Raw genomic sequence first — 22,194 nt, 5'->3', positions numbered from 1 at the left:
TGACAGCATGGCAACATATTTACAGGAAGAACATCATATATTTCGTGAAGCGTTCCGTAAATTTTTACAAAAAGAAGCGTATCCGTTTTATACCGAATGGGAAAAACAAGGAATCATTCCACGGGAGTTTTGGAGGAAAATGGGGGAGAACGGCTTCCTTTGTCCGTGGGTAGACGAAACATATGGTGGATTTGGTGCCGATTTCGGCTATTCGGTCGTCATTAATGAAGAGTTAGAAAAAGTAGGGTCAAGCCTTGTCGGCATCGGCTTGCATAATGATATCGTCGTTCCGTACATCGCGTCGTACGGAACAGACGAGCAAAAGAAAAAATGGTTGCCAAAATGCGTGTCTGGGGAGTTTGTCACCGCTATTGCGATGACTGAGCCAGGAGCAGGTTCTGATTTAGCAAGTATTGCAACAACAGCAGTGAAACATGGTGACCATTATATCGTCAACGGGCAAAAAACGTTTATTACAAACGGCATTCATGCGGATTTAGTCATCGTCGTCTGCAAAACAAATCCGCAGGCCAATCCGCCGCATAAAGGCATGAGTCTCCTTGTCGTCGAACGAGAAACACCGGGATTTACACGCGGCCGGAAGCTAGAAAAAGTCGGCTTGCATGCCCAAGATACAGCCGAGTTATTTTTTAGCGACGCGAAAGTTCCGGCAGAAAACTTGCTTGGCGAAGAAGGAAAAGGTTTTTACTATTTAATGGAAAAATTACAACAAGAGCGGCTTATCGTCGCCATCGCTGCCCAAACAGCAGCAGAAGTGATGTTTGACTTAACGAAACGATATGTGAAAGAGCGTACAGCGTTTGGAAAAACGATTAGCCAATTTCAAACCGTCCAATTCCGGCTAGCGGAAATGGCAACGGAAATTGCATTAGGGCGCGCGTTTCTTGATGATATTATCGAACAGCATATTGCGGGGAAAGACGTCGTGGCCAACGTATCGATGGCGAAATGGTGGATGACGGAAATGGCAAAGCGTGTCGCTTCGGAAGGAATGCAGCTTCATGGAGGCTATGGCTATATGGAAGAATACGAAATTGCTAGACGTTATCGCGACATCCCAGTTAGTGCTATTTATGCAGGCACGAACGAAGTAATGAAAATGATCATCGCGAAACATCTCGGGCTTTAGGGGGGATTTTATTGCTGGACGGAATCAAAGTGGTTGATTTTTCTCACTACCTCCCTGGCCCATTTGCTAGCCTTCGCTTAGCGGATTTAGGAGCGGAAGTCATCAAAATTGAGCCAAAAGCAGGCGATCGGATGCGGGAGCTAGCCGACGACTGCCTGTTTGATGCGAACAATAAAAATAAAAAAAGCATAGCGCTAGATTTGAAAAATGCAGCAGATGTTCAAACGGCGCAACAGCTCATCCGCCAAGCGGACGTTGTTATCGAAAGTTTTCGCCCCGGTGTTATGAAAAAACTTGGGCTCGGCTATGAAGACGTATCCATTATGAATCCATCACTCGTATATTGTTCGATTAGTGGCTACGGTCAACATAGCCGGTATGCATCGTTTGGAAGTCATGATTTAAACTACATGGCGCTTTCAGGTGTTTTAGCCCAGCTGAAAGCGGACGGTCGCCCAATTCATCCGACGATTACGCTTGCTGATCTCATCGGGAGCATGCATGTCGTCGAACAAATTACCGCTGCGTTATATGCGCGCGAACGGACGGGGAAAGGACGTTATATAGACGTTTCCCTTGTTGATGGATTGCTTGCGATGATGACGAACCATTTTGTATTCGAGCACTATACCGGACAAAAAAATGGCATTCCGATATTAGCTGGGACAGTTGTGTCGTATCATCTGTACGAAACGAAAGACGGGCGGTACGTGGCGCTCGCGGCGCTTGAAGCGCATTTTTGGCGCAATTTTTGCGATGCAGTCGAAAAGCCTGAATGGTATGAAGGGCATTTATCAGCGGCTTGCGACGACAATCCTCTCTTTCTAGAAATAAAGCAGTTGTTTCGTTCGAAAACGTTTCAACAATGGATCGCTTTTTCTGGACAAGTCGACTGTTGTTTAACACCGGTATTAGAAACCGATGAGGCGAAAACGTGGTTTACAAGCGATACGTACCGAAAAATGATTCATATCGACAACGACCAAATCGAAGTAGCGACCCGTTACGATGAGCAGTTTTTTACGAAACGTACACGAGCCCCAAAACTAAACGAACATAAAGGAGTGGTGGTAAATGATGAACATTCCATTAAATATTGCGACAATGCTTGAACGGGCAGAAATGTTTTTTCCGAAAAAACAAGTCATTTCGCGGATGAAAAACGGGATTGTCCGCCATACGTATAAAGAAATTGGCGAGCGGACGAGAAAGCTTGCTAGTGCACTACGAACACTTGGCGTCAATACAGGAGATCGTGTTGGTACATTTGCGTGGAACCATCATCGCCATTTAGAAGCGTATTTTGCCATTCCAGGCATTGGGGCGGTGTTGCACACGATTAACATTCGCCTGTCGCCGCAACATATCGCGTATATTATTAACCACGCCAACGACCGCGTGCTATTGATTGACGACGATTTATTGCCGCTCATTGAACGGGTGAAAGACGAAATAAACGTCGAGGCGTTTATTATTATGACCGATGAGCCGACGCTTCCGGAGACGGCGCTGTCGCCTGTTTATCATTATGAGGAATTGTTACAACAAGCCGAACCGATTTCATTTGTCAAAGATATCGACGAGCATCATCCTGCTGGCATGTGCTATACGTCTGCGACAACCGGGAATCCGAAGGGCGTATTATACTCCCATCGCGGCATCGTTCTCCATAGCATGGCGCTAGGGCTTGCCGATAGTGCGGCACTATCGGAATCGGATGTGGCGCTGCCGGTCGTGCCGATGTTTCATGCGAATGCGTGGGGCTTGCCGTTTGCCGCGGTTTGGTTTGGGACGACGCTTGTTATGCCGGGGGCGGCATTTACACCGAAAATATTGGCAGAACTAATGGAACAAGAAAAAGTGACACTTGCCGCTGGTGTGCCGACCGTTTGGCTTGGCTTATTGAACGAATTGGAGAAAGGCACGTACGATTTACGCAGCGTAACGCGCATTTTATGTGGCGGTTCAGCAGCGCCGAAAGGAATGATTCGCGCCTTTGAAGAAAAATACGGCATCCCGTTCGTACACGCATACGGCATGACGGAAACGAGCCCGCTTGTCGTCTTATCGCGTCTGAAAAGCTACCAACAGCACGTATCGAACGAAGAAAAATTGGACATCCGTGCGAAGCAAGGATTTCTTGTCCCTGGGGTAGAAATGAAAGTGATTGGCAAAGACGGCGAAGTAGCATGGAATGGAACAGAAATGGGCGAACTATGCTTGCGCGGTCCGTGGATTGCCGACGAATACTACAACGATGAACGAAGCAAAGATGCATTTCGCGACGGGTGGCTATATACAGGCGATGTCGTGACAGTAGATGAAGAAGGGTTTATTAAAATTGTCGACCGCACGAAAGACGTCATTAAAAGTGGCGGGGAGTGGATTTCGTCTGTCGATTTAGAAAACGCGTTGATGGCGCATGAAGCCGTGTTTGAAGCGGCGGTTGTTGCTGTGCCGCACCCGCAATGGCAAGAGCGACCGATCGCTTGCGTTGTAGTGAAGGAAGGAAAACATGTGACAAAAGAGGAACTATACGACTTTTTACGCCCGCAATTTGCGAAATGGTGGCTGCCAGATGAGATCGTCTTTATGAACGAAATTCCGAAAACGAGTGTCGGAAAATTTTTGAAAATGAAATTACGTGAACAATTGCGCGACTATTTTACAAACGTTCAATAGGAGGAGTTAATGATGCAAATAATGGCGGTCATCGGTGCTGGCTTAATGGGAAGCGGCATTGCCCAGTCGCTAGCGATGGGCGGAAAAACGGTTTATTTATACGATGTTTCCGAAGCGGCGCTTGAAAAAGGAATGAAGTCCATTCAAAAAAGCGTTTCTCGTTTCGTAAAAGCTGGCAAACTACAAGAACAAGAGGCAACGGCTATTCTTGCTCGCATTCAAACCGAAACGAATTTGCAAGAAGCAGTAAAAGAAGCGGACGTTGTCATCGAAGCGGTCCCAGAACATTTGCCGCTCAAAAAACAAGTGTTTGAACAGCTTGACCGCTATGCGAAACAAGAAGCCATTTTAGCGACAAATACGTCGGAATTAAGCGTCACGGCGATTGCCGCAGCCACCAAACGTCCGAGCCAAGTCATCGGCATGCATTGGTTTAACCCAGCGCCAGTCATGAAGCTCATTGAGATCGTCAAAGGCGTGGCGACGTCCGAACAAACGATCGAAGCGATTCAACAACTATCGGAATCTATCGGCAAAGAAACGGTTCTCGTCAAGGATATGCAAGGATTTGTGACGACAAGAGCGATCGCGGCGCATATGATTGAATGCATTCGCATGTATGAAGAAGGGGTCGCCTCTGCGGAACATATTGACAAAGCGATTCGCCTCGGGCTGAATTACCCAATGGGACCGCTTGAACTTGCCGATTTAGTTGGGTTAGATACGATGTTATTTGTCAGTGAAAATATGACAGAAGCATATGGCGACCGGTTCCGCCCGCCACAAACGCTTCGCAAACTTGTCGAAGCAGGACATCTCGGCCGAAAAACAGGCAAAGGGTTTTACACATACGAGTGAAAGAAGGGAAAGATATGCGAGAAGTGGTGATTGTCGAAGCGGTACGCACCCCTGTTGGCAAGCGAAACGGAGTGTTTCGCGATAAACATCCGGTTCATTTAGCGGCTGTCGTGCTTGAGGAAGTCGTCAAGCGAGCCGGAGTAAAAAAGCAATTTGTTGAGGACATTGTCATGGGATGCGTGACACCGATTGGCGAGCAAGGATATAATATCGGGCGTTTAGCGGCACTTGAGGCAGGATTTCCCATTGACGTGCCCGCAGTGCAAATTAACCGCATGTGCGGTTCGGGGCAGCAGGCGCTTCATTTCGCTGCGCAGGAAATTAAATCAGGCGATATGGACATCACGATTGCGGCTGGTGTGGAAAGTATGACGAAAGTGCCGATTTTAAGCGATGGAAACGAGCGGACGATTCCACCGTCGCTCCATGAAAAATACGAATTCGTCCACCAAGGCATTTCTGCTGAATTGATTGCTGAAAAATACGGATTGACACGAGAACAGTTAGATGCATATGCGTACGAAAGCCACCAACGGGCGCTTCGGGCGCAAGCAGAAGGTCGTTTCACTGAAGAAATTGTACCAGTAGGTGGGATTGATCAAGACGGCAACGACATCATCGTAACCGCCGATGAAGGACCGCGCCAAGATACATCGCTTGAAGCGTTGGCAGTGTTGAAGCCGGTCTTTAAACAAGACGGAAAAATTACAGCTGGAAACGCAAGTCAAATGAGCGACGGCGCAGCGGCCGTGCTACTGATGGAGCGCGAAACAGCACTTCGCCTCGGCTTGAAGCCGAAAGCAAAAATCATCGCCCAAACGGTCGTCGGCTCCGACCCGACATACATGTTGGACGGCGTCATTCCGGCGACGAAAAAAATATTGCAAAAAGCGAACCTTACGATTGACGATATCGATCTTGTCGAAATTAACGAAGCGTTTGCTCCTGTTGTCCTTGCTTGGCAAAAAGAAATCGGTGCGCCGCTTTCGAAAGTAAACGTCAACGGCGGTGCGATTGCGTTAGGTCATCCGCTTGGGGCAACGGGTGTGAAACTGATAACGTCGCTCGTTCACGAACTTGAACGACGAAGGGGACGCTATGGACTATTAACGATTTGCATTGGGCACGGCATGGCAACCGCGACTATTGTTGAACGATACGAAGAATAATGAGGGACGACATAGTTTTATGAAGGTGTTTCATGGTATACATGGTAATAAGAAAGGGTGTCCCGTTATTTTCGGGACACCCTCTGTTTCAGTTTTCCGCCTTCAATGACTTATTCGGCAATTTCCAGTTGTATGTATAAGATAAAATGCGCAAAGTTGCAACGATAACAAATAATACATACAAACTAACAGAAGAATGTACGATTCCCGTTCCGACAGCAACCCCCGCTACAATGGCCCAAACAGCATAAATTTCATCACGTAATACAAGAGGCTTTCTTCCGGCTAGTATATCGCGAATCATTCCGCCACCACTCCCAGTTAATACAGCCGCAACAATCACTGCGCTTAGCGGACGATTCATTTGAACGGCATACAGCGCCCCTTGAATGGCGAAGGCTGAAAGTCCAAGGGCATCGAAAAAGTTTCCCCAACGTTGCCAATGAGGCAACGTTTTTTGTGGAAACAAATAGACAATCGTCATCGCAATAAATGCAATAAAAAAAAGTGTTTGTTGTTGCCAAAGAATAGATACAGGTACACCAATTAATACGTTGCGCACAGCACCGCCACCAAATGCCGTAACAATTCCAAGGATGTATACACCTAAAATATCGTATTCCTCTTCCATAGCGACAATAGCTCCACTAATCGCAAAAGCAATGGTACCAATCATACTTAATACTTCCCAAGTCATTCTCGCAATCCTTTCTATAATGTAACATTACGTTAAAATTTTATGTATAAAATATGAAAAAATCAACGATCATTTTTCAGTCATAGCACTTTTACATAAGATTTGTTATGATGAGAACAGACGTTCAACAGGAAAGAGGGAAAATATGCAAAAAGAACAAGAGCGAGTCATTATCGTTGGGTGTCAATTACCACACGTTGATGATGAAAGGTTCTCGTATTCGCTAGAAGAGCTTGCTTCACTCGTTCATACTGCAAACGGTGAGGTAGTCATAAGTGTTACACAAAAACGGGACACGATTCATCCAGCGACATATATCGGTAAAGGAAAAGTGGAAGAACTTGTTCGGCTTGTTGAACAGCTTGAACCAGATGTCGTTATTTTTAATGATGAATTGTCACCAAGCCAAAACCGCAACTTAACGAAGTTATTAAACGTACGCGTCATTGATCGGACGCAACTTATTTTAGATATTTTCGCAAGCCGTGCTCGCTCAAGGGAAGGGAAATTGCAAGTCGAGCTTGCTCAGTTACAATATATTTTGCCGCGCTTAAGTGGACAAGGTGTAAAACTTTCTCGATTAGGCGGTGGAATCGGGACGAGAGGACCGGGAGAAACGAAACTAGAAACAGACCGTCGTCATATTCGTCGCCGCATCGACGAAATTAAAGCGCAGCTAAAAGCGGTCGTTGAACATCGCGGACGGTATCGCGAACGACGAAAGAGAAATGCGGTGTTTCAAATCGCGCTAGTCGGCTACACAAACGCTGGGAAATCAACGCTTTTTAACCGGCTCACGAACGCGGATGCGTTTGAAGAAAATTTATTGTTCGCGACACTAGACCCGCTCACAAGGAAACTGGTGTTACCAAGTGGCTATACCACGCTTTTGACGGACACGGTCGGGTTTATTCAAGACTTGCCGACAACGCTCGTTGCGGCGTTTCGTTCGACGCTAGAAGAAGTGAAAGAAGCCGACTTAATTTTACATATTGTTGATTCGTCAAATCCGGACTATATTCAACATGAACAAACCGTTTACCGTTTGCTTGAGGAGCTGGAAGCGACAAACATTCCAATGGCGACGGTATATAACAAACGTGACATCGTTCTTCCAAGCTTTGTACCAAGCCCGAAGACTGATTATATGTTAGTGAGTGCGTTTTATGAACAAGATGTTCAAAATTTGCGCAGCTTTATTGAAGAAAAGATGACAGAAGCGATGGAGCGTTACGATGTGGCGATTCCAGCGTTTGTAGGAAAATTGCTCGCCCAGCTAAAAGCAGAAACAATTGTACGACACATTCATTTCAATGAACAAAGTGGTATGTATGAATGTAGTGGTTACATATTGCCAGAGCATCCACTTTTGTTACAACTAAGAACATACAGTAAATAGAAAGGGTTTTGTTATGTTTCAGCATTTTACACATGGAGAAAAAATTGCCAGGCTCGTTAAAGAAATTGAGGCACAAATTGCGCCGATTCATCAAGCAATTGATGAGCGTATGGATTCCAATCAATATCGTGTATTACAAAGCTTTCGCCACCATCAAGTAAGCGATGCACATTTTATTCCATCGACAGGATATGGCTATGATGACATCGGACGTGATACGCTCGAAAAAGTGTATGCCGACGTATTCGGAGGAGAAAGGGCGCTCGTTCGTCCACAAATTATTTCTGGCACGCATGCGATTACAATTGCCTTATTTGGTGTATTACGTCCGGGAGATGAACTATTATATATTACCGGCAAACCATACGATACGCTCGAAGAAATCGTCGGTATTCGTGGCAAAGGCATCGGTTCGTTAAAAGAGTTCCATATCGACTATCAGAGCGTTCCGCTGACCACTGAAGGGAAAGTCGATTTTGCAGCGGTGAAACAAGCGATTAACGAACGGACGAAAATGATCGGCATTCAACGCTCGAAAGGATATGACCCTCGTCCGTCGTTTACTATTGCTGAAATAAAAGAGATGATTGATTTTGTCAAAGCAATCAAACAAGACGTCGTCGTGTTTGTCGATAACTGTTATGGAGAATTTGTCGAAGAGCAGGAACCATGCCATATTGGTGCAGACTTAATTGCTGGTTCACTTATTAAAAATCCAGGTGGCGGATTAGCAAAAACAGGAGGATATCTCGTTGGTAAACGCGAATATATCGAAATGTGTGCGTATCGGATGACATCACCGGGAATTGGTGCGGAAGCAGGCGCCTCTCTGTACAGCTTGCAGGAGATGTATCAGGGCTTTTTTTTAGCGCCACATGTTGTCGGCCAAGCGTTAAAAGGCGCGGTCTTTACTGCGGCGATGCTTGAGCGTATTGGTATGAATACGTATCCGACATGGAACGCAACACGCACCGATTTAATTCAATCTGTGCAATTTGACGATGCAGAACAAATGATCGCATTTTGTCAAGCGATTCAATTTGCGTCTCCTGTCAATTCGCATTTTACGCCATATCCAAACTACATGCCAGGCTATGAAGATGACGTCATTATGGCCGCAGGAACGTTTGTACAAGGTGCAAGCATTGAACTATCAGCTGATGGGCCAATTCGGCCGCCTTATGTGGCGTATGTGCAAGGCGGATTAACGTATTCACATGTAAAAATTGCTGTGTGTATGGCGATTGATCGATTGCTTGAAAAACAATTAATTCAATTATAAAATCTTTCAGAAAAAATATGTGATAAAATATAACATATCATTGACATATAAAGTGACATAGAATAAAATGAAAATACGTATTACGTAAGGAGGGGTCGACATGAATAGTCACATTCGTCGCTCCATGCCGTTATTTCCAATGGGCATCGTTATGCAATTAACAGATTTATCAGCGCGACAAATTCGTTATTATGAGGAACACGGTCTTGTTTCACCTGCTCGGACAGAAGGTAACCGCCGATTATTTTCGTTTAATGACGTGGATCGTTTGCTTGAAATTAAAGATTTAATCGAGCAAGGTGTTAATTTAGCAGGCATTAAACAAATTTTTGCTTCGCGTCAACAACAACATACGGAAACAACGCCATCTGTTGCACCGAAAGTGATGAAACAAGATTTGTCCGAAGCGGAGTTGCGCAAACTGTTGCGTGCCGAGTTAATGCAAGCCGGCCGTTTTAATCGGGCATCGCTTCGTCAAGGAGATATTGCTCGCTTTTTTCACTAAAAATTTATGTTTTTTAACATAAATGATCTTTTTCATTTTGGGGGAGGAATATGTATGGCTAAGTACACGAAAGAAGACATTTTTCGTATTGTTAAGGAAGAGAATGTAAAGTATATTCGTTTGCAGTTTACAGACATTCTCGGCACGATTAAAAATGTGGAAATTCCAGTTAGTCAATTACAAAAGGCGCTCGATAATAAAATGATGTTTGACGGATCATCGATCGAAGGATTTGTTCGTATCGAAGAGTCTGATATGTATTTATACCCAGATTTAGATACATTTGTGATTTTTCCGTGGACAGCAGAAAAAGGAAAAGTGGCACGTTTTATTTGTGATATTTACAATCCAGATGGTACGCCATTTGAAGGGTGTCCACGTTATAACTTAAAACGTGTATTAAAAGAGATGGAGGAGCTCGGATTTACAGAGTTTAATTTAGGTCCAGAGCCGGAATTTTTCTTATTTAAGTTAGATGAAAAAGGAGAGCCGACGTTAGAGTTAAACGATAATGGCGGTTACTTTGACTTAGCACCAACGGATTTAGGTGAAAACTGCCGACGCGATATTGTACTAGAGTTAGAGGAGATGGGATTTGAAATCGAAGCATCCCATCATGAAGTTGCACCAGGGCAACATGAAATTGACTTCAAGTATGCGAATGCCGTAAAAGCATGCGACGATATTCAAACATTTAAACTTGTCGTAAAAACAGTTGCACGTAAACACGGTTTGCATGCGACATTTATGCCAAAACCGCTTTTTGGCGTGAATGGTTCAGGCATGCATTGTAACTTATCGCTCTTTAAAAATGGTGAAAATGCTTTCTTTGATCCAAACGGTCGATTGCAATTAAGTGAAACAGCATTGCAGTTTATCGCAGGTGTGTTAAAGCATGCGCCAAACTTTACAGCAGTAACAAACCCGACGGTGAACTCGTATAAGCGACTTGTACCAGGATATGAGGCACCTTGTTACGTTGCTTGGTCAGCACGCAACCGAAGCCCGCTTATTCGCATTCCTGCGTCACGTGGCATGAGTACGCGCATTGAAGTGCGTAGTGTAGACCCTGCGGCAAACCCATATTTAGCGATGGCTGTATTATTGGCAGCTGGATTAGATGGAATCAAAAATAAATTAACACCTCCTGCACCAGTCGATCGCAATATTTATGTGATGACAAAGGAGGAACGCTTAGAAGAAGGTATTGTTGACTTACCTGCAACATTAGCAGAAGCGCTTCAAAACTTAAAATCGGATGAAGTAATTGTTAACGCGCTTGGCAAACATTTATTCGAGCACTTTGTCGAAGCGAAAGAAATTGAGTGGGATATGTTCCGCACAGCGGTACATCCATGGGAACGTGAGCAATATATGAGTCTTTACTAAAAAAGCTAACGGTTTTTCCGTTAGCTTTTTTATGTTCCCTTTTTTAATGAATGGCACGATATACACCTATGACTTTCCCTAAAATTGTAGCATTTTGAACAATAATTGGTTCCATCGCTGAATTTTCGGGTTGCAAACGGATATAATCTTTTTCTTTAAAAAATCGCTTCACTGTCGCCTCATGATCTTCAGTCATCGCTACAACGATATCCCCATTATTAGCGGTTTGTTGTTGCCGAACGATCACATAGTCTCCGTCTAAAATACCGGCTTCAATCATGCTTTCTCCGACAATTTGTAGCATAAATACTTGATCATCTGGTGAGACGAACCGTTCTGGAAGAGGGAAATATTCTTCAATGTTTTCAATTGCAGTAATTGGTTGTCCGGCTGTGACTTTTCCAACGATCGGAACATTGATGACATTGGTTTTTGGGATGGATTCGTGCTCGTCCAAAATCTCAATAGCTCGAGGTTTTGTAGGGTCGCGTCGGATGAAGCCTTTACTTTCTAAACGAGCTAAATGTCCGTGGACGGTAGAACTCGAGGCTAAACCAACTGCTTCGCCAATTTCTCTTACTGACGGTGGATACCCTTTTGTACGCACTTCTTGTTTAATAAAGTCCAAAATTTGTTGTTGCCGTTTTGACAATTTCGTCATCATTATACACCTCTTCCTTTTCAATTTTTGTCCATATTATAACATAATTTTGTACGTGAATACAAACATAAGTTCGAAAAAGTAGTTGACACGAACAAAAGTTCCCGTTATTATGTATACAAACAAATGTTCTAGGGGGTAGGTCGTATGGGGAAATCACATTATGTGGTGATGGTTTTATTTAGTGTACTATTTGTATGGGCATTTCTACATGTAACACAATCTGTGGATAAAGAAAAATATGTTGAGATTACAGTATCAGCCGGCGATACGTTATGGGAGCTTGCAGATCAATATAAACACGAGCATCAATTGTCGCACCAGCAATTTATTGAATGGGTGATGAAAGTAAATGGGCGTTCGGATGACCGATTAATCGTTGGTGAGAAAATTGTCATTCCTGTGTTAAAATCAAATCATGAAAATCAACTTGTTGCTAACAAACCATAGAGAAAGGGATGACGGATGAACGCAATTATTTATTGTCGTGTAAGTACGACAAAACAGGCGCAAGAAACATCGTTACAAAGACAAAAAGAGGAGCTCAAAAAATTAGCCCAAGAATATGAAATGAATATTATCAAGATCATTGAAGAACAGGCAAGTGGTTATGACATTGAACGCGTAGGAATTATGGAGTTGCTTGATGCCATTAAACAACATCGCATTGATGTCGTTCTCGTTCAAGATGAAACAAGGCTCGGACGGGGAAATGCAAAAATTGCCCTTCTCCGTTGTTTACAAAAAGAAGGTATTCACGTGTATACAGTTAGTCATCGTGGGGAGCTTCAGTTGTCAGAAGCCGATTCGATGGTGTTAGAAATCATTAGTATTGTAGAGGAGTATCAAAGAAAAATACATAACTTAAAAATTAAACGTGGGATGCAACGGGCTGTTCAAAACGGCTATCGACCGGAAAATAATTTACGCAATGTTGGTAAACAGGCTGGAAGAGATAGGAAAGACGTACCGATAGAAGACATTGTTCGTTTGCGTCAAAATCGCTTAACGTTCGCAGAAATTGCGGCTACGCTCCGTTCACTAGGATATGATGTATCAAAAGCTACCGTTCATCGCCGATACAAAGAATATGAGCAACTTGCCAACAAAGAAAAATTTTTGTATGATGATACGAGCAAAAATGTTAATACAAAGGAATGAGGTTGAATGTTATCTTCTGAAAAAATAGCACGAATTAATGCGCTAGCTAAAAAAGCAAAAGTAGAAGGTCTTACAGATGAAGAAAAGCAAGAACAGCTTCAACTCCGTACAGAGTATATTGCTGCCTTTCGAGCGTCGATGATTGAAACGTTGCATGCTGTAAAAGTTATTGATCCAAATGGCAATGATGTCACACCAAAAAAATTAAAGGATAGTAAGAAAAAACGTTTGCATTAATGTGCTTATCATGGAGAACATACTACATAGATGTTCTCTTTTTTCAGTAGTTTGTCAAAAAAAATGTTGTGAACCATTGTACATTTTACGAACTTTTCTATATCATAAAAGGTGAGAATGCTTGCAAACGAAAGGATGAAGATAATGACACACTCTATCGAACAATTATCAATTACAGCCATTCGTACGTTGTCAATTGATGCTATTGAAAAAGCAAATTCTGGTCATCCAGGTATGCCAATGGGTGCAGCGCCAATGGCGTATACATTATGGACGAAGTTTATGAACCATAATCCGCGCAATCCAAAATGGTTCAACCGGGATCGCTTTGTATTATCAGCAGGACATGGTTCTATGCTGTTGTATAGCTTGCTCCATTTAAGCGGTTACGATGTCACGATGGAAGACATTAAACAGTTTCGTCAATGGGGAAGTAAAACACCGGGACATCCAGAATACGGTCATACACCAGGTGTCGAAGCAACGACTGGACCGCTTGGGCAAGGGATTGCGATGGCTGTCGGAATGGCGATGGCAGAGCGTCATTTAGCGGCTACATACAACAAAGATAACTTCGAAATCATCAATCACTTTACATATGCCATTTGCGGTGATGGTGACTTAATGGAAGGGGTTTCTGCAGAAGCTGCTTCGTTAGCTGGTCACTTAAAACTCGGTCGCCTCATTGTCCTTTATGATTCGAATGATATTTCGCTAGATGGTGAATTAAATCTCTCGTTTTCAGAAAGTGTAGAACAACGTTTCAAAGCGTACGGATGGCAATATATTCGTGTAGAAGATGGTAATAACATCGAGGAAATTGCTCGAGCTATTGCTGAAGCTCAAAAAGATTTAGAACGCCCGACATTAATTGAAGTGAAAACAACAATCGGTTACGGTTCACCAAACAAGGCAGGAACAGCAGATGTACATGGTGCCCCGCTTGGGAAAGATGAAATTAAGCTAACAAAACAAGCATATAAATGGACGTTTGAAGAAGATTTTTATGTTCCAGACGAAGTGTACGCTCATTTTGAAAAAGTAGTAAAAGAAGCCGGAGAGAAAAAAGAAGCAGAGTGGAATGCTTTATTTGCTGAATATGAAAAGGCGTATCCAGACTTAGCAAAACAATTACGCATGGCGATTGATGGCAAACTTCCTGAAGGATGGGAAAAAGAGTTACCGGTATATGTAGAAGGAAAAAGTCTAGCGACACGTGCTTCTTCTGGAGAAGTACTGAATGCAATCGCAAAAGTCGTACCACAATTTTTAGGTGGATCCGCAGACTTAGCAGGTTCAAATAAAACGTTGATTAAAGGAGCAGGGGACTTCTTACCTGGAAGTTATGAAGGTCGTAACATTTGGTTTGGTGTACGTGAATTTGCGATGGGCGCAGCGTTAAATGGTATGGCGCTTCACGGCGGTGTGAAAGTGTACGGTGGTACGTTCTTCGTCTTTTCAGATTATTTACGTCCAGCGATTCGACTTGCTGCGCTTATGGGATTACCTGTCACATATGTATTTACACATGACAGCATTGCGGTTGGTGAAGATGGTCCAACGCACGAACCAATTGAACAACTCGCTTCATTAAGAGCGATGCCGAATGTATGTGTCATTCGTCCAGCAGATGCAAACGAAACAGCAGCTGCATGGCGATTAGCTGTAGAATCCACAGATCGTCCGACGGCACTTGTGTTGACACGTCAAAATCTTCCTACGCTAGCAACGACAGCGGAGCGTGCATATGAAGGAGTGAAAAAAGGAGCGTACGTTGTTTCTGAAGCGCAAGGGGAAGTACAAGCATTATTGCTTGCATCTGGTTCAGAAGTGAGCTTAGCGGTAGAAGCACAAAAAGCGTTAGCGAATGAAGGTATTCATGTTTCTGTTGTAAGCATGCCTTCATGGGATCGTTTTGAAGCGCAACCAGCGCAATATAAAGAGAGTGTCATTCCAAAGCATGTGAAAAAGCGTCTTGCTATCGAAATGGGTTCATCTCTTGGCTGGGAGCGCTATACAGGTGATGAAGGTGATATTTTAGCTATCGATCGCTTCGGGGCCTCGGCACCTGGTGAAAAAATTATGCAAGAATATGGATTTACAGTGGAAAACGTTGTGGCACGAGTTAAAGCATTATTAGACAAATAATAAAACGGGGAGCACATCTCCCCGTTTTATTATCGAATAAAGATTTTTTGCTGAACATATTGTACAAACCGTTATTGTTTAGTATAGTGTAATGTAGACAACATGAAGGAGGAAAAAATATGTGGGAAATGATTTTAGTAGGCATTGTAGCGCTTGCTGCTGGCGTTGCCCTAGGATTTTTTATTGCGCGTAAAACAATGATGAACTACTTAAAGAAAAATCCACCGATTAACGAGCAAATGATTCGAATGATGATGATGCAAATGGGTATGACTCCATCGCAAAAGAAAATTAATCAAATGATGAAAGCAATGAATAACCAGTTAAAATAAAGGCAAGGCACTCGTGACGAGTGTCTTTTTTAGCACAGGAAGAAGCTGTTGCTCGTATTTGTATTTTTTTGATAAAATATAATTAAATGAAGAAAGAATGGAGTGTCAATCATATGGACATTCAACTGCTTGTTGCGTTTGGGGCAGGTGTGCTTTCGTTTATATCCCCATGCTGCTTACCACTTTATCCAGCTTTTTTATCATATATTACAGGAATTTCTGTTAGTGATTTAAAATCCGATTATGCATTGCTACAAAAAAGAAGTTTGTTACATACGTTATTTTTTTTGCTCGGATTTTCATTTATTTTTATCGCCATTGGTTTTGGTACATCTATGCTTGGACGTTTTTTTCATACATACCAAGATCTCATTCGTCAAATTGGGGCAATATTGATGGTATTTTTTGGATTTGTTATTATCGGCATCTTTAAGCCCGCCTTTTTAATGACTGATCGACGTTTATCATTTCAACAACGTCCATCAGGTTACATTGGTTCTTTTCTTATCGGTATGGCGTTTGCTGCTGGTTGGACACCGTGTACAGGTCCGATTTTAGTATCGGTCATTGCTCTAGCAGCGACGAACCCGAGTTTAGGTGTTGTTTATATGACGGCCTATTCACTTGGTTTTGCTTTGCCGTTTTTACTTTTATCGTTTTTTATTGGAAAAATGGGTTGGATTCGAAGACATCATGTTAAGCTAATGAAAGTCGGTGGATATGTCATGATTGGTATGGGGGTTGTGTTGTTTTTTGACTGGATGACGAAAATCACGATCTATATGACAAATATATTTGGTGGCTTTACAGGTTTCTAGTTTCTTAGGGTGTGGAGGGAAAGAAAATGGCGAGAATTTTAATTGTCGATGATGCAAAATTTATGCGCATGACATTAGCGAACATTTTAAAAAAAGCAAATCATGAAGTGATAGGGGAAGCAGAAAACGGGAAAGAAGCTGTTGAGCTCTATATAGAGTTAAAGCCAGACGTGGTGACACTCGATATTACGATGCCGATAATGAGCGGACTTGAAGCTGTCAAGGAAATTAAATTGCATGATCCGGATGCAAAAATTATTATGTGTTCAGCAATGGGACAACAAAAGATGGTCGTTGAAGCTATTGAAGCAGGAGCGCTCGATTTTATCGTAAAACCATTTGATGAAAGTCGCGTCATGGAAGCCATTCAACGTGTGTTACAGTAAGACGGGAAAGGAAGATTCACTTTGGCTATTTTTAGTTCAGTATTTGCGGTATTTATGGCTGGAATCGTTTTCTTTATTCGTATGAAAGCAGCCGAAAAACCGACAAACGCCAAAAAAATTATATTACCCCCTATTTTTATGAGCACAGGTGCTCTTATGTTTCTTCATCCGATGTTTCGAGTAACGGCGCTAGAATGTGTAGAAGCAATTTTTGTTGGGGCGCTTTTTTCTGTTTTGTTAATTAAAACATCCTCGTTTGAAGTTCGAGGTAACGACATTTACTTACAACGATCAAAAGCGTTCGTTTTTATTTTTGTTGGTTTAATTGTATTGCGTCTAGCTCTAAAAACATATTTAAGTCGCACTATTGAGTACGGAGAACTCGCGGGAATGTTTTGGATTTTAGCCTTTTCGATGATCGTTCCGTGGCGCGTAGCGATGTACGCATCGTATCGTCGACTTCAACGCGAAATAAAAGAAAAAAGCTAATCAGCAACAGGCGATTAGCTTTTTTTGGCTAGTAAATGTTCGTATTTTGTAAAATCAATTTGTTTTTCTCGTAGTGCTTTCATTAAAAATTTATGGTCCCGTTTTGGTGTGGCGAGAATATAGCCACGGACAACTAAATCTTCTGTAATTCGATTCACTTTCTCTTGTAACGCTAACTCTCCAATTTTGCCAGCAATTTTTTGGCGAGCTACATCACGAAATAGCTCGGGAACAGGACGAACTAAATCTTCAAGTAACTCTTTTTCTTTTTCAGACCATAAGTGACGCGTTTGTTCAATGTAATACTCTTGCCAGTCTAATTCGGATTTTCCATCTTCTTTTGGCAAACGTTTTAAAAATTTTCGAAACATAAAAAACCCACCGATCGACATCATAACGAGAAGAAAAACGACCCAAAATAAAATAAACCATAGAAACCAACCTGTTAGCATACATTCCACCTCAACGTTTATTATGTAAAAAAATAATAACGGAATCAAGTAAAAGAGCTGACAATGGCGTCAGCTCTTTTACATATCGTGACTTGAGTTATGCTTTTGACGGGTATGATTCTGATTTTTTACTTTTTTTGAACCACTAAGTGGTTCTGGTTGTCCCGGATTATCTCCTTTTGGGGCATTTTTGCGCATATCTTTGCTTGTATTTTTGTTCATGTAGAACACTCCTTTCTTTCATATGATGGCATGATAAACGGTATTTATGCATATTTCGTCCGTGAATAGGCACAATAATATTAAAAAGAGAGGAAGTGAATCACATGCCTTATCATAAAAATAAGCAACAAGCGTTTGAAGCTGCGCAACAAGGAACAATGGAAGCAAAAGAATGGTACGATCATCTTGTAAAAAGTGATGCAGATTATGGAAGTCAATTGCACCATTTGAAACAAGAGGTAAATGAAGCGTTTGAGCAAATTAATAACGCACTTGAAGTAGCTTCGGAAAAACAACGAAAACAGCTTGAACAATTTCGCCACGATTTGCAAGCGATTGTCGACGAAGTCAACATGTATGAATAATCCCGCTTAGAGCGGGATTATTGATTTTTCTTCCGTTTTTTATTATTTTGTTTTTGCGCTTCTGTCAGCGGCTCATTGGAGAATTCTTCATTGTAGCCGGCACCTTTTCCTTGGGCACTCGCATCATTCATGCCAGGGATTACATGATTAGCTTTTCTTTTTACCATCTTGTTTCACCTCCTGCAACTATTGTTGGAAAGAGAGCAAAAAAATATGCATTTATCTGAAACTTATAAACAATTATTATTTACTTATGTAGAGCATTGTATTAAGATAAAAGCGTAGGAATTTTGTGGGTGTGGGAGAAGATGATTTGTTTAGAAGGGGGTAATACATAATGGTGAAAAATGATGTGTTTCAAGCTCGTTCTACATTTGAGGTAAACGGAAAAAAATATCATTACTATCGCTTACAAGCGCTTGCAGAAGCAGGAATCGGAGACGTATCACGCCTTCCGTATTCCATTAAAGTACTTCTTGAATCCGTACTTCGTCAAGTTGATGGACGCGTTATTACAAAAGAGCATGTTGAAAATTTGGCGAAATGGGGAACGAGCGAACTGAAAGATGTAGACGTTCCATTTAAACCGTCTCGCGTTATTTTGCAAGACTTTACAGGTGTCCCTGCCGTTGTTGATTTAGCATCTATGCGCAAAGCGATGGCGGACATCGGTGGAGATCCGTACGAAATTAACCCCGAAATTCCTGTTGATCTTGTGATCGACCACTCTGTTCAAGTAGATAAAGCTGGAACAGAAGATGCGCTCGAGTATAACATGAATTTAGAATTTGAGCGCAATGCAGAACGCTACAAGTTTTTAAAATGGGCACAAAAAGCGTTTAGCAATTATCGTGCTGTCCCACCAGCAACAGGTATTGTGCATCAAGTAAACTTAGAGTATTTAGCAAACGTTGTTCACGTTGTTGAAGGGGAAAATGGTGAATATGAAGCGTTCCCGGATACACTTGTAGGTACGGATTCTCACACAACGATGATTAATGGCATTGGTGTACTCGGTTGGGGCGTTGGTGGTATCGAAGCAGAAGCAGGTATGCTTGGACAACCTTCGTACTTCCCAGTACCAGAAGTGATCGGTGTGCGCTTAACAGGAAAATTGCCAAATGGAACAACGGCAACAGACCTTGCGTTAAAAGTGACACAAGTGCTTCGGAAAAAAGGTGTTGTCGGCAAGTTCGTTGAATTTTTCGGACCTGGTGTTGCGACATTACCGTTAGCTGATCGTGCAACAGTAGCGAACATGGCACCTGAATATGGGGCGACATGTGGCTTCTTCCCGGTGGACGCAGAGGCGCTTGATTACTTGCGTTTAACAGGTCGTGACGAGCAACATGTGCAAGTGGTTGAAGCATATTGCAAGGCAAACGGTTTGTTCTATACCCCAGATACACAAGAGCCTGTATTTACAGATGTTGTTGAGATTAACTTATCAGAAATTGAACCAAATCTTTCTGGACCAAAACGTCCACAAGATTTAATTCCGCTTTCAAAAATGAAAGAATCGTTCCGTCAAGCTGTCGTTTCTCCACAAGGAAACCAAGGTTTTGGCTTGACTGAGGCGGATTTTGATAAAGAAATAACAGTTACGTTAAACGGCGAAGAAATAAAAATGAAAACAGGTGCGATTGCCATTGCGGCGATTACAAGCTGTACGAACACATCTAACCCATATGTGTTAATCGGTGCAGGACTAGTGGCCAAAAAAGCGGTAGAAAAAGGTTTGAAAGTGCCGAAATATGTGAAAACATCGCTTGCACCTGGTTCAAAAGTTGTCACAGGGTACTTAAAAGATTCAGGTCTTCTCCCTTACCTAGAGCAAATTGGCTTTAATATCGTCGGTTACGGTTGTACAACATGTATCGGTAACTCTGGTCCACTTGTTCCAGAGCTTGAAAAGGCGATTGCAGAAAATGATTTGCTCGTAACAAGCGTATTGTCTGGTAACAGAAACTTTGAAGGGCGCATTCATCCGCTCGTCAAAGGCAACTATTTAGCGTCACCACCGCTTGTTGTGGCATATGCACTAGCTGGAACCGTCGACATCGATTTATTAAATGATCCGATCGGTAAAGATCAAAATGGAAATGATGTGTACTTTAATGATATTTGGCCATCTACCGAAGAAGTGAAAGAAGTTGTGAAACAAGCGGTAACACCAGAATTGTTCCGTAAAGAATACGAGCGAGTATTCGATGATAACGCGCGTTGGAACGCGATCGAAACGACGGACGAGCCGCTTTATCAATGGGATGAAAATTCAACGTACATTCAAAATCCACCATTCTTTGAAGGACTATCCCCAGAAGTGGAAGAAGTAAAACCACTTACTGGTTTGAGAGTGGTTGGTAAGTTGGGCGACTCTGTTACAACAGACCACATTTCACCAGCTGGATCAATTGGTGTAAATACACCAGCAGGAAAATATTTGATTTCTAAAGGTGTCGATCCAAAGGACTTTAACTCGTATGGGTCTCGTCGTGGTAACCACGAAGTGATGATGCGAGGTACATTTGCGAATATTCGTATCCGTAACCAAATTGCACCAGGTACAGAAGGTGGCTATACAACATATTGGCCAACAGGCGAAGTTATGTCGATTTACGATGCATGCATGAAATATAAGCAAGATGGCACAGGACTTGTTGTCGTCGCTGGTAAAGACTACGGAATGGGAAGTTCGCGTGACTGGGCAGCAAAAGGAACGTACTTGCTTGGTATTAAAACAGTTATTGCTGAAAGTTTTGAGCGTATCCATCGTTCAAACCTTGTACTTATGGGAGTATTACCACTTCAATTCAAAGAAGGGGAAAATGCTGAGACGCTTGGATTGACAGGTAAAGAAGTATTTGAAGTGCATATTGATGAAAACGTCAAACCGCGCGACTACGTTAAAGTAACAGCAACAGACGAACAAGGAAACAAAAAAGAATTTGAAGTACTTGTTCGTTTCGATAGCGAAGTAGAAATTGACTACTATCGCCATGGCGGTATTTTACCGATGGTATTACGCGAAAAATTAAAACGATAAGAAGAGAGCAGACCGCTCTCTTCTTTATTTTTTGTTCGTTTTTTTCGCCGCATTTTCTAAGGCACTTTTTGGCTCGGGTGTAAATGTAGCATCATATCCTTGTGGATTGACGCTTGGAGCGTTTTGCCCACGATTCCTTCCGTTATTTTTACTCATTATGTCCACCTCCTGTGCATATTGTATCCGTCTCTTTCGAAAAATATATATAAAGAGGAGGCAGTGACATGAATCGAGCCATTCAAACAGCATTATGTACAATTGCGTTAGCGCAATTTTTAAAAATTCCATTGACGAAAAGAAAAACAAAAAAGTGGGATTGGTCGCTTTTTTTTGAAACAGGAGGTATGCCAAGTTCACATTCTGCGGGTGTTGCTTCGCTGGCCACATATGTTGCTGTATTTGATAATTTAAAATTGAGCCACTTTTGAAGGGTTCGATCACATAAAAAATGAGCCACCTGATTTCCAATTTTCATTACCTCCCTTATGATTGAAAGTGCCTAAACTTTTAATCAGAGGGAGAGAAAAAGGATGATCAAGATGGCTCAATTTCATCATATCAAATTCTTGCATGAGGTAGAAGGTCTATCCCAACGACAAATTGCTCAAAAATTAGGGATTTCAAGAAATACCGTAAGCAAATATCTAAAACAGAATGAGGCTCCAACCACTATTCATCGGCAGAAAAACTATCATGGAAAGGAGTATTCCGATGAAACGAAGCGAGTCTTGCCCATTATTGATCAA

The 22,194-nt window shown here is 42.4% G+C and carries 26 protein-coding genes and 1 pseudogene; 21 read left to right on the top strand and 6 right to left on the bottom strand.

Annotated features, from left to right (window positions below; genetic code table 11):
• The first annotated feature begins 7 nt into the window (after positions 1-7).
• Genes ASC42_RS08175 through ASC42_RS08155 form a run of 5 tightly spaced genes read left to right on the top strand, consistent with a single transcriptional unit; the run spans position 8 to position 5,859 of the window.
• Positions 8-1,150: an acyl-CoA dehydrogenase family protein gene (locus tag ASC42_RS08175; protein WP_055441344.1), complete on the top strand. Its 1,143-nt coding sequence runs from the start codon at positions 8-10 to the stop codon at positions 1,148-1,150.
• A gap of 11 nt (positions 1,151-1,161) precedes the next feature.
• Positions 1,162-2,262, top strand: a complete 1,101-nt coding sequence (locus ASC42_RS08170) for a CaiB/BaiF CoA transferase family protein (RefSeq protein WP_055441343.1) — start codon at positions 1,162-1,164, stop codon at positions 2,260-2,262.
• Positions 2,225-3,832, top strand: coding sequence for a long-chain fatty acid--CoA ligase (locus ASC42_RS08165; protein ID WP_055441342.1), 1,608 nt, complete (start codon positions 2,225-2,227; stop codon positions 3,830-3,832). The genes ASC42_RS08170 and ASC42_RS08165 overlap by 38 nt, the downstream gene beginning before the upstream one ends.
• A 9-nt stretch (positions 3,833-3,841) precedes the next feature.
• Entirely contained in the window at positions 3,842-4,690 is an 849-nt protein-coding gene (locus ASC42_RS08160) for a 3-hydroxyacyl-CoA dehydrogenase family protein (RefSeq protein WP_055441341.1), read from the top strand.
• Between the two features lie 14 nt (positions 4,691-4,704).
• Positions 4,705-5,859, top strand: coding sequence for a thiolase family protein (locus ASC42_RS08155; RefSeq protein WP_055441419.1), 1,155 nt, complete (start codon positions 4,705-4,707; stop codon positions 5,857-5,859).
• Positions 5,860-5,947: 88 nt separating this feature from the next.
• On the opposite strand, the gene ASC42_RS08150 is transcribed toward ASC42_RS08155, so the two are convergent.
• A complete protein-coding gene (locus ASC42_RS08150) occupies positions 5,948-6,556 on the bottom strand; it encodes a trimeric intracellular cation channel family protein (protein WP_055441340.1) in 609 nt (202 codons plus the stop codon).
• A gap of 145 nt (positions 6,557-6,701) precedes the next feature.
• Between ASC42_RS08150 and hflX the strand changes: the two genes are divergently transcribed.
• The 4 genes from hflX to glnA all read left to right on the top strand — a co-directional run bounded on the left by hflX (position 6,702) and on the right by glnA (position 11,131).
• Entirely contained in the window at positions 6,702-7,955 is a 1,254-nt protein-coding gene (hflX, locus tag ASC42_RS08145; protein ID WP_055441339.1) for a GTPase HflX, read from the top strand.
• Positions 7,956-7,968: 13 nt separating this feature from the next.
• Complete coding sequence (locus tag ASC42_RS08140; RefSeq protein ID WP_055441338.1) at positions 7,969-9,237, top strand: methionine gamma-lyase family protein; 1,269 nt, start codon at positions 7,969-7,971, stop codon at positions 9,235-9,237.
• Between the two features lie 100 nt (positions 9,238-9,337).
• Entirely contained in the window at positions 9,338-9,742 is a 405-nt protein-coding gene (locus tag ASC42_RS08135; protein WP_055441337.1) for a MerR family transcriptional regulator, read from the top strand.
• A gap of 54 nt (positions 9,743-9,796) precedes the next feature.
• On the top strand, positions 9,797-11,131 hold the full coding sequence (gene glnA / locus ASC42_RS08130; protein ID WP_055441336.1) for a type I glutamate--ammonia ligase: 1,335 nt from the start codon (positions 9,797-9,799) through the stop codon (positions 11,129-11,131).
• A 43-nt stretch (positions 11,132-11,174) separates the two neighbouring features.
• Here the strand turns inward: glnA and lexA are convergent, their stop codons facing one another.
• Positions 11,175-11,792 (bottom strand): transcriptional repressor LexA, encoded by a 618-nt coding sequence (gene lexA / locus ASC42_RS08125; protein WP_032099545.1) that lies wholly within the window; start codon positions 11,790-11,792, stop codon positions 11,175-11,177.
• Positions 11,793-11,939: 147 nt separating this feature from the next.
• Between lexA and yneA the strand changes: the two genes are divergently transcribed.
• From yneA to ASC42_RS08085, 8 genes are all read left to right on the top strand, one after another.
• Positions 11,940-12,242, top strand: a complete 303-nt coding sequence (gene yneA / locus ASC42_RS08120) for a cell division suppressor protein YneA (RefSeq protein ID WP_032099544.1) — start codon at positions 11,940-11,942, stop codon at positions 12,240-12,242.
• 15 nt (positions 12,243-12,257) lie between these two features.
• A complete protein-coding gene (locus tag ASC42_RS08115) occupies positions 12,258-12,953 on the top strand; it encodes a YneB family resolvase-like protein (protein ID WP_055441335.1) in 696 nt (231 codons plus the stop codon).
• Between the two features lie 6 nt (positions 12,954-12,959).
• Complete coding sequence (locus ASC42_RS08110) at positions 12,960-13,190, top strand: DUF896 domain-containing protein (protein WP_032099542.1); 231 nt, start codon at positions 12,960-12,962, stop codon at positions 13,188-13,190.
• Positions 13,191-13,334: 144 nt separating this feature from the next.
• A complete protein-coding gene (tkt, locus tag ASC42_RS08105; RefSeq protein WP_055441334.1) occupies positions 13,335-15,338 on the top strand; it encodes a transketolase in 2,004 nt (667 codons plus the stop codon).
• A 119-nt stretch (positions 15,339-15,457) separates the two neighbouring features.
• Positions 15,458-15,670, top strand: coding sequence for a YneF family protein (locus ASC42_RS08100; RefSeq protein WP_003398951.1), 213 nt, complete (start codon positions 15,458-15,460; stop codon positions 15,668-15,670).
• 113 nt (positions 15,671-15,783) lie between these two features.
• Positions 15,784-16,488: a cytochrome c biogenesis CcdA family protein gene (locus tag ASC42_RS08095; RefSeq protein WP_055441333.1), complete on the top strand. Its 705-nt coding sequence runs from the start codon at positions 15,784-15,786 to the stop codon at positions 16,486-16,488.
• A gap of 26 nt (positions 16,489-16,514) precedes the next feature.
• Complete coding sequence (locus ASC42_RS08090; RefSeq protein ID WP_055441332.1) at positions 16,515-16,874, top strand: response regulator; 360 nt, start codon at positions 16,515-16,517, stop codon at positions 16,872-16,874.
• A 21-nt stretch (positions 16,875-16,895) separates the two neighbouring features.
• Positions 16,896-17,363 carry a CcdC family protein gene (locus ASC42_RS08085; protein WP_055441331.1) on the top strand — a complete coding sequence of 156 codons (468 nt, stop codon included), beginning with the start codon at positions 16,896-16,898 and terminating at the stop codon, positions 17,361-17,363.
• Positions 17,364-17,377: 14 nt separating this feature from the next.
• Here ASC42_RS08085 and ASC42_RS08080 read toward each other — a convergent pair whose 3' ends face one another.
• Complete coding sequence (locus ASC42_RS08080; protein ID WP_032099536.1) at positions 17,378-17,815, bottom strand: DUF2621 domain-containing protein; 438 nt, start codon at positions 17,813-17,815, stop codon at positions 17,378-17,380.
• A gap of 78 nt (positions 17,816-17,893) precedes the next feature.
• Positions 17,894-18,037 carry a small acid-soluble spore protein P gene (locus ASC42_RS08075; RefSeq protein WP_006318326.1) on the bottom strand — a complete coding sequence of 48 codons (144 nt, stop codon included), beginning with the start codon at positions 18,035-18,037 and terminating at the stop codon, positions 17,894-17,896.
• Positions 18,038-18,141: 104 nt separating this feature from the next.
• Between ASC42_RS08075 and ASC42_RS08070 the strand changes: the two genes are divergently transcribed.
• Positions 18,142-18,402, top strand: coding sequence for a hypothetical protein (locus ASC42_RS08070; protein ID WP_035019584.1), 261 nt, complete (start codon positions 18,142-18,144; stop codon positions 18,400-18,402).
• A gap of 17 nt (positions 18,403-18,419) precedes the next feature.
• Here the strand turns inward: ASC42_RS08070 and sspO are convergent, their stop codons facing one another.
• Positions 18,420-18,569, bottom strand: coding sequence for a small acid-soluble spore protein O (gene sspO / locus ASC42_RS08065; RefSeq protein ID WP_032099534.1), 150 nt, complete (start codon positions 18,567-18,569; stop codon positions 18,420-18,422).
• Between the two features lie 170 nt (positions 18,570-18,739).
• On the opposite strand from sspO, the gene acnA reads away from it, so the two are divergent.
• Entirely contained in the window at positions 18,740-21,448 is a 2,709-nt protein-coding gene (gene acnA, locus ASC42_RS08060) for an aconitate hydratase AcnA (RefSeq protein ID WP_055441330.1), read from the top strand.
• Between the two features lie 24 nt (positions 21,449-21,472).
• Here the strand turns inward: acnA and ASC42_RS08055 are convergent, their stop codons facing one another.
• Positions 21,473-21,604: a Small acid-soluble spore protein gene (locus ASC42_RS08055; RefSeq protein ID WP_021094632.1), complete on the bottom strand. Its 132-nt coding sequence runs from the start codon at positions 21,602-21,604 to the stop codon at positions 21,473-21,475.
• Positions 21,605-21,672: 68 nt separating this feature from the next.
• On the opposite strand from ASC42_RS08055, the pseudogene ASC42_RS08050 reads away from it, so the two are divergent.
• A pseudogene (locus tag ASC42_RS08050) lies at positions 21,673-21,846 on the top strand (divergent PAP2 family protein); the annotation flags it as partial.
• A 132-nt stretch (positions 21,847-21,978) separates the two neighbouring features.
• A partial coding sequence (locus tag ASC42_RS08045; RefSeq protein WP_141653506.1) for a sigma factor-like helix-turn-helix DNA-binding protein occupies positions 21,979-22,194 on the top strand: 216 nt, incomplete at its 3' end.

This window comes from Anoxybacillus suryakundensis (assembly GCF_001418025.1).
GTDB lineage: Bacteria > Bacillota > Bacilli > Bacillales > Anoxybacillaceae > Anoxybacillus > Anoxybacillus tengchongensis.
The sequence above is the reverse complement of the archived record's forward strand: the minus strand, read 5'-3'. Positions and strand labels throughout refer to the sequence as shown.

Excerpts from the sequence above, each read along its gene's own strand:
- ASC42_RS08175 (WP_055441344.1), top strand. The coding sequence starts at position 8 with ATGGCAACATATTTACAGGAAGAACATCATATATTTCGTGAAGCGTTC.
- ASC42_RS08165 (WP_055441342.1), top strand. The coding sequence starts at position 2,225 with ATGATGAACATTCCATTAAATATTGCGACAATGCTTGAACGGGCAGAA.
- ASC42_RS08160 (WP_055441341.1), top strand. The coding sequence starts at position 3,842 with ATGATGCAAATAATGGCGGTCATCGGTGCTGGCTTAATGGGAAGCGGC.
- ASC42_RS08155 (WP_055441419.1), top strand. The coding sequence starts at position 4,705 with ATGCGAGAAGTGGTGATTGTCGAAGCGGTACGCACCCCTGTTGGCAAG.
- ASC42_RS08150 (WP_055441340.1), bottom strand. The coding sequence starts at position 6,556 with ATGACTTGGGAAGTATTAAGTATGATTGGTACCATTGCTTTTGCGATT.
- hflX (WP_055441339.1), top strand. The coding sequence starts at position 6,702 with ATGCAAAAAGAACAAGAGCGAGTCATTATCGTTGGGTGTCAATTACCA.
- ASC42_RS08140 (WP_055441338.1), top strand. The coding sequence starts at position 7,969 with ATGTTTCAGCATTTTACACATGGAGAAAAAATTGCCAGGCTCGTTAAA.
- ASC42_RS08135 (WP_055441337.1), top strand. The coding sequence starts at position 9,338 with ATGAATAGTCACATTCGTCGCTCCATGCCGTTATTTCCAATGGGCATC.
- glnA (WP_055441336.1), top strand. The coding sequence starts at position 9,797 with ATGGCTAAGTACACGAAAGAAGACATTTTTCGTATTGTTAAGGAAGAG.
- lexA (WP_032099545.1), bottom strand. The coding sequence starts at position 11,792 with ATGACGAAATTGTCAAAACGGCAACAACAAATTTTGGACTTTATTAAA.
- yneA (WP_032099544.1), top strand. The coding sequence starts at position 11,940 with ATGGGGAAATCACATTATGTGGTGATGGTTTTATTTAGTGTACTATTT.
- ASC42_RS08115 (WP_055441335.1), top strand. The coding sequence starts at position 12,258 with ATGAACGCAATTATTTATTGTCGTGTAAGTACGACAAAACAGGCGCAA.
- ASC42_RS08110 (WP_032099542.1), top strand. The coding sequence starts at position 12,960 with ATGTTATCTTCTGAAAAAATAGCACGAATTAATGCGCTAGCTAAAAAA.
- tkt (WP_055441334.1), top strand. The coding sequence starts at position 13,335 with ATGACACACTCTATCGAACAATTATCAATTACAGCCATTCGTACGTTG.
- ASC42_RS08100 (WP_003398951.1), top strand. The coding sequence starts at position 15,458 with ATGTGGGAAATGATTTTAGTAGGCATTGTAGCGCTTGCTGCTGGCGTT.
- ASC42_RS08095 (WP_055441333.1), top strand. The coding sequence starts at position 15,784 with ATGGACATTCAACTGCTTGTTGCGTTTGGGGCAGGTGTGCTTTCGTTT.
- ASC42_RS08090 (WP_055441332.1), top strand. The coding sequence starts at position 16,515 with ATGGCGAGAATTTTAATTGTCGATGATGCAAAATTTATGCGCATGACA.
- ASC42_RS08080 (WP_032099536.1), bottom strand. The coding sequence starts at position 17,815 with ATGCTAACAGGTTGGTTTCTATGGTTTATTTTATTTTGGGTCGTTTTT.
- ASC42_RS08075 (WP_006318326.1), bottom strand. The coding sequence starts at position 18,037 with ATGAACAAAAATACAAGCAAAGATATGCGCAAAAATGCCCCAAAAGGA.
- ASC42_RS08070 (WP_035019584.1), top strand. The coding sequence starts at position 18,142 with ATGCCTTATCATAAAAATAAGCAACAAGCGTTTGAAGCTGCGCAACAA.
- sspO (WP_032099534.1), bottom strand. The coding sequence starts at position 18,569 with ATGGTAAAAAGAAAAGCTAATCATGTAATCCCTGGCATGAATGATGCG.
- acnA (WP_055441330.1), top strand. The coding sequence starts at position 18,740 with ATGGTGAAAAATGATGTGTTTCAAGCTCGTTCTACATTTGAGGTAAAC.
- ASC42_RS08055 (WP_021094632.1), bottom strand. The coding sequence starts at position 21,604 with ATGAGTAAAAATAACGGAAGGAATCGTGGGCAAAACGCTCCAAGCGTC.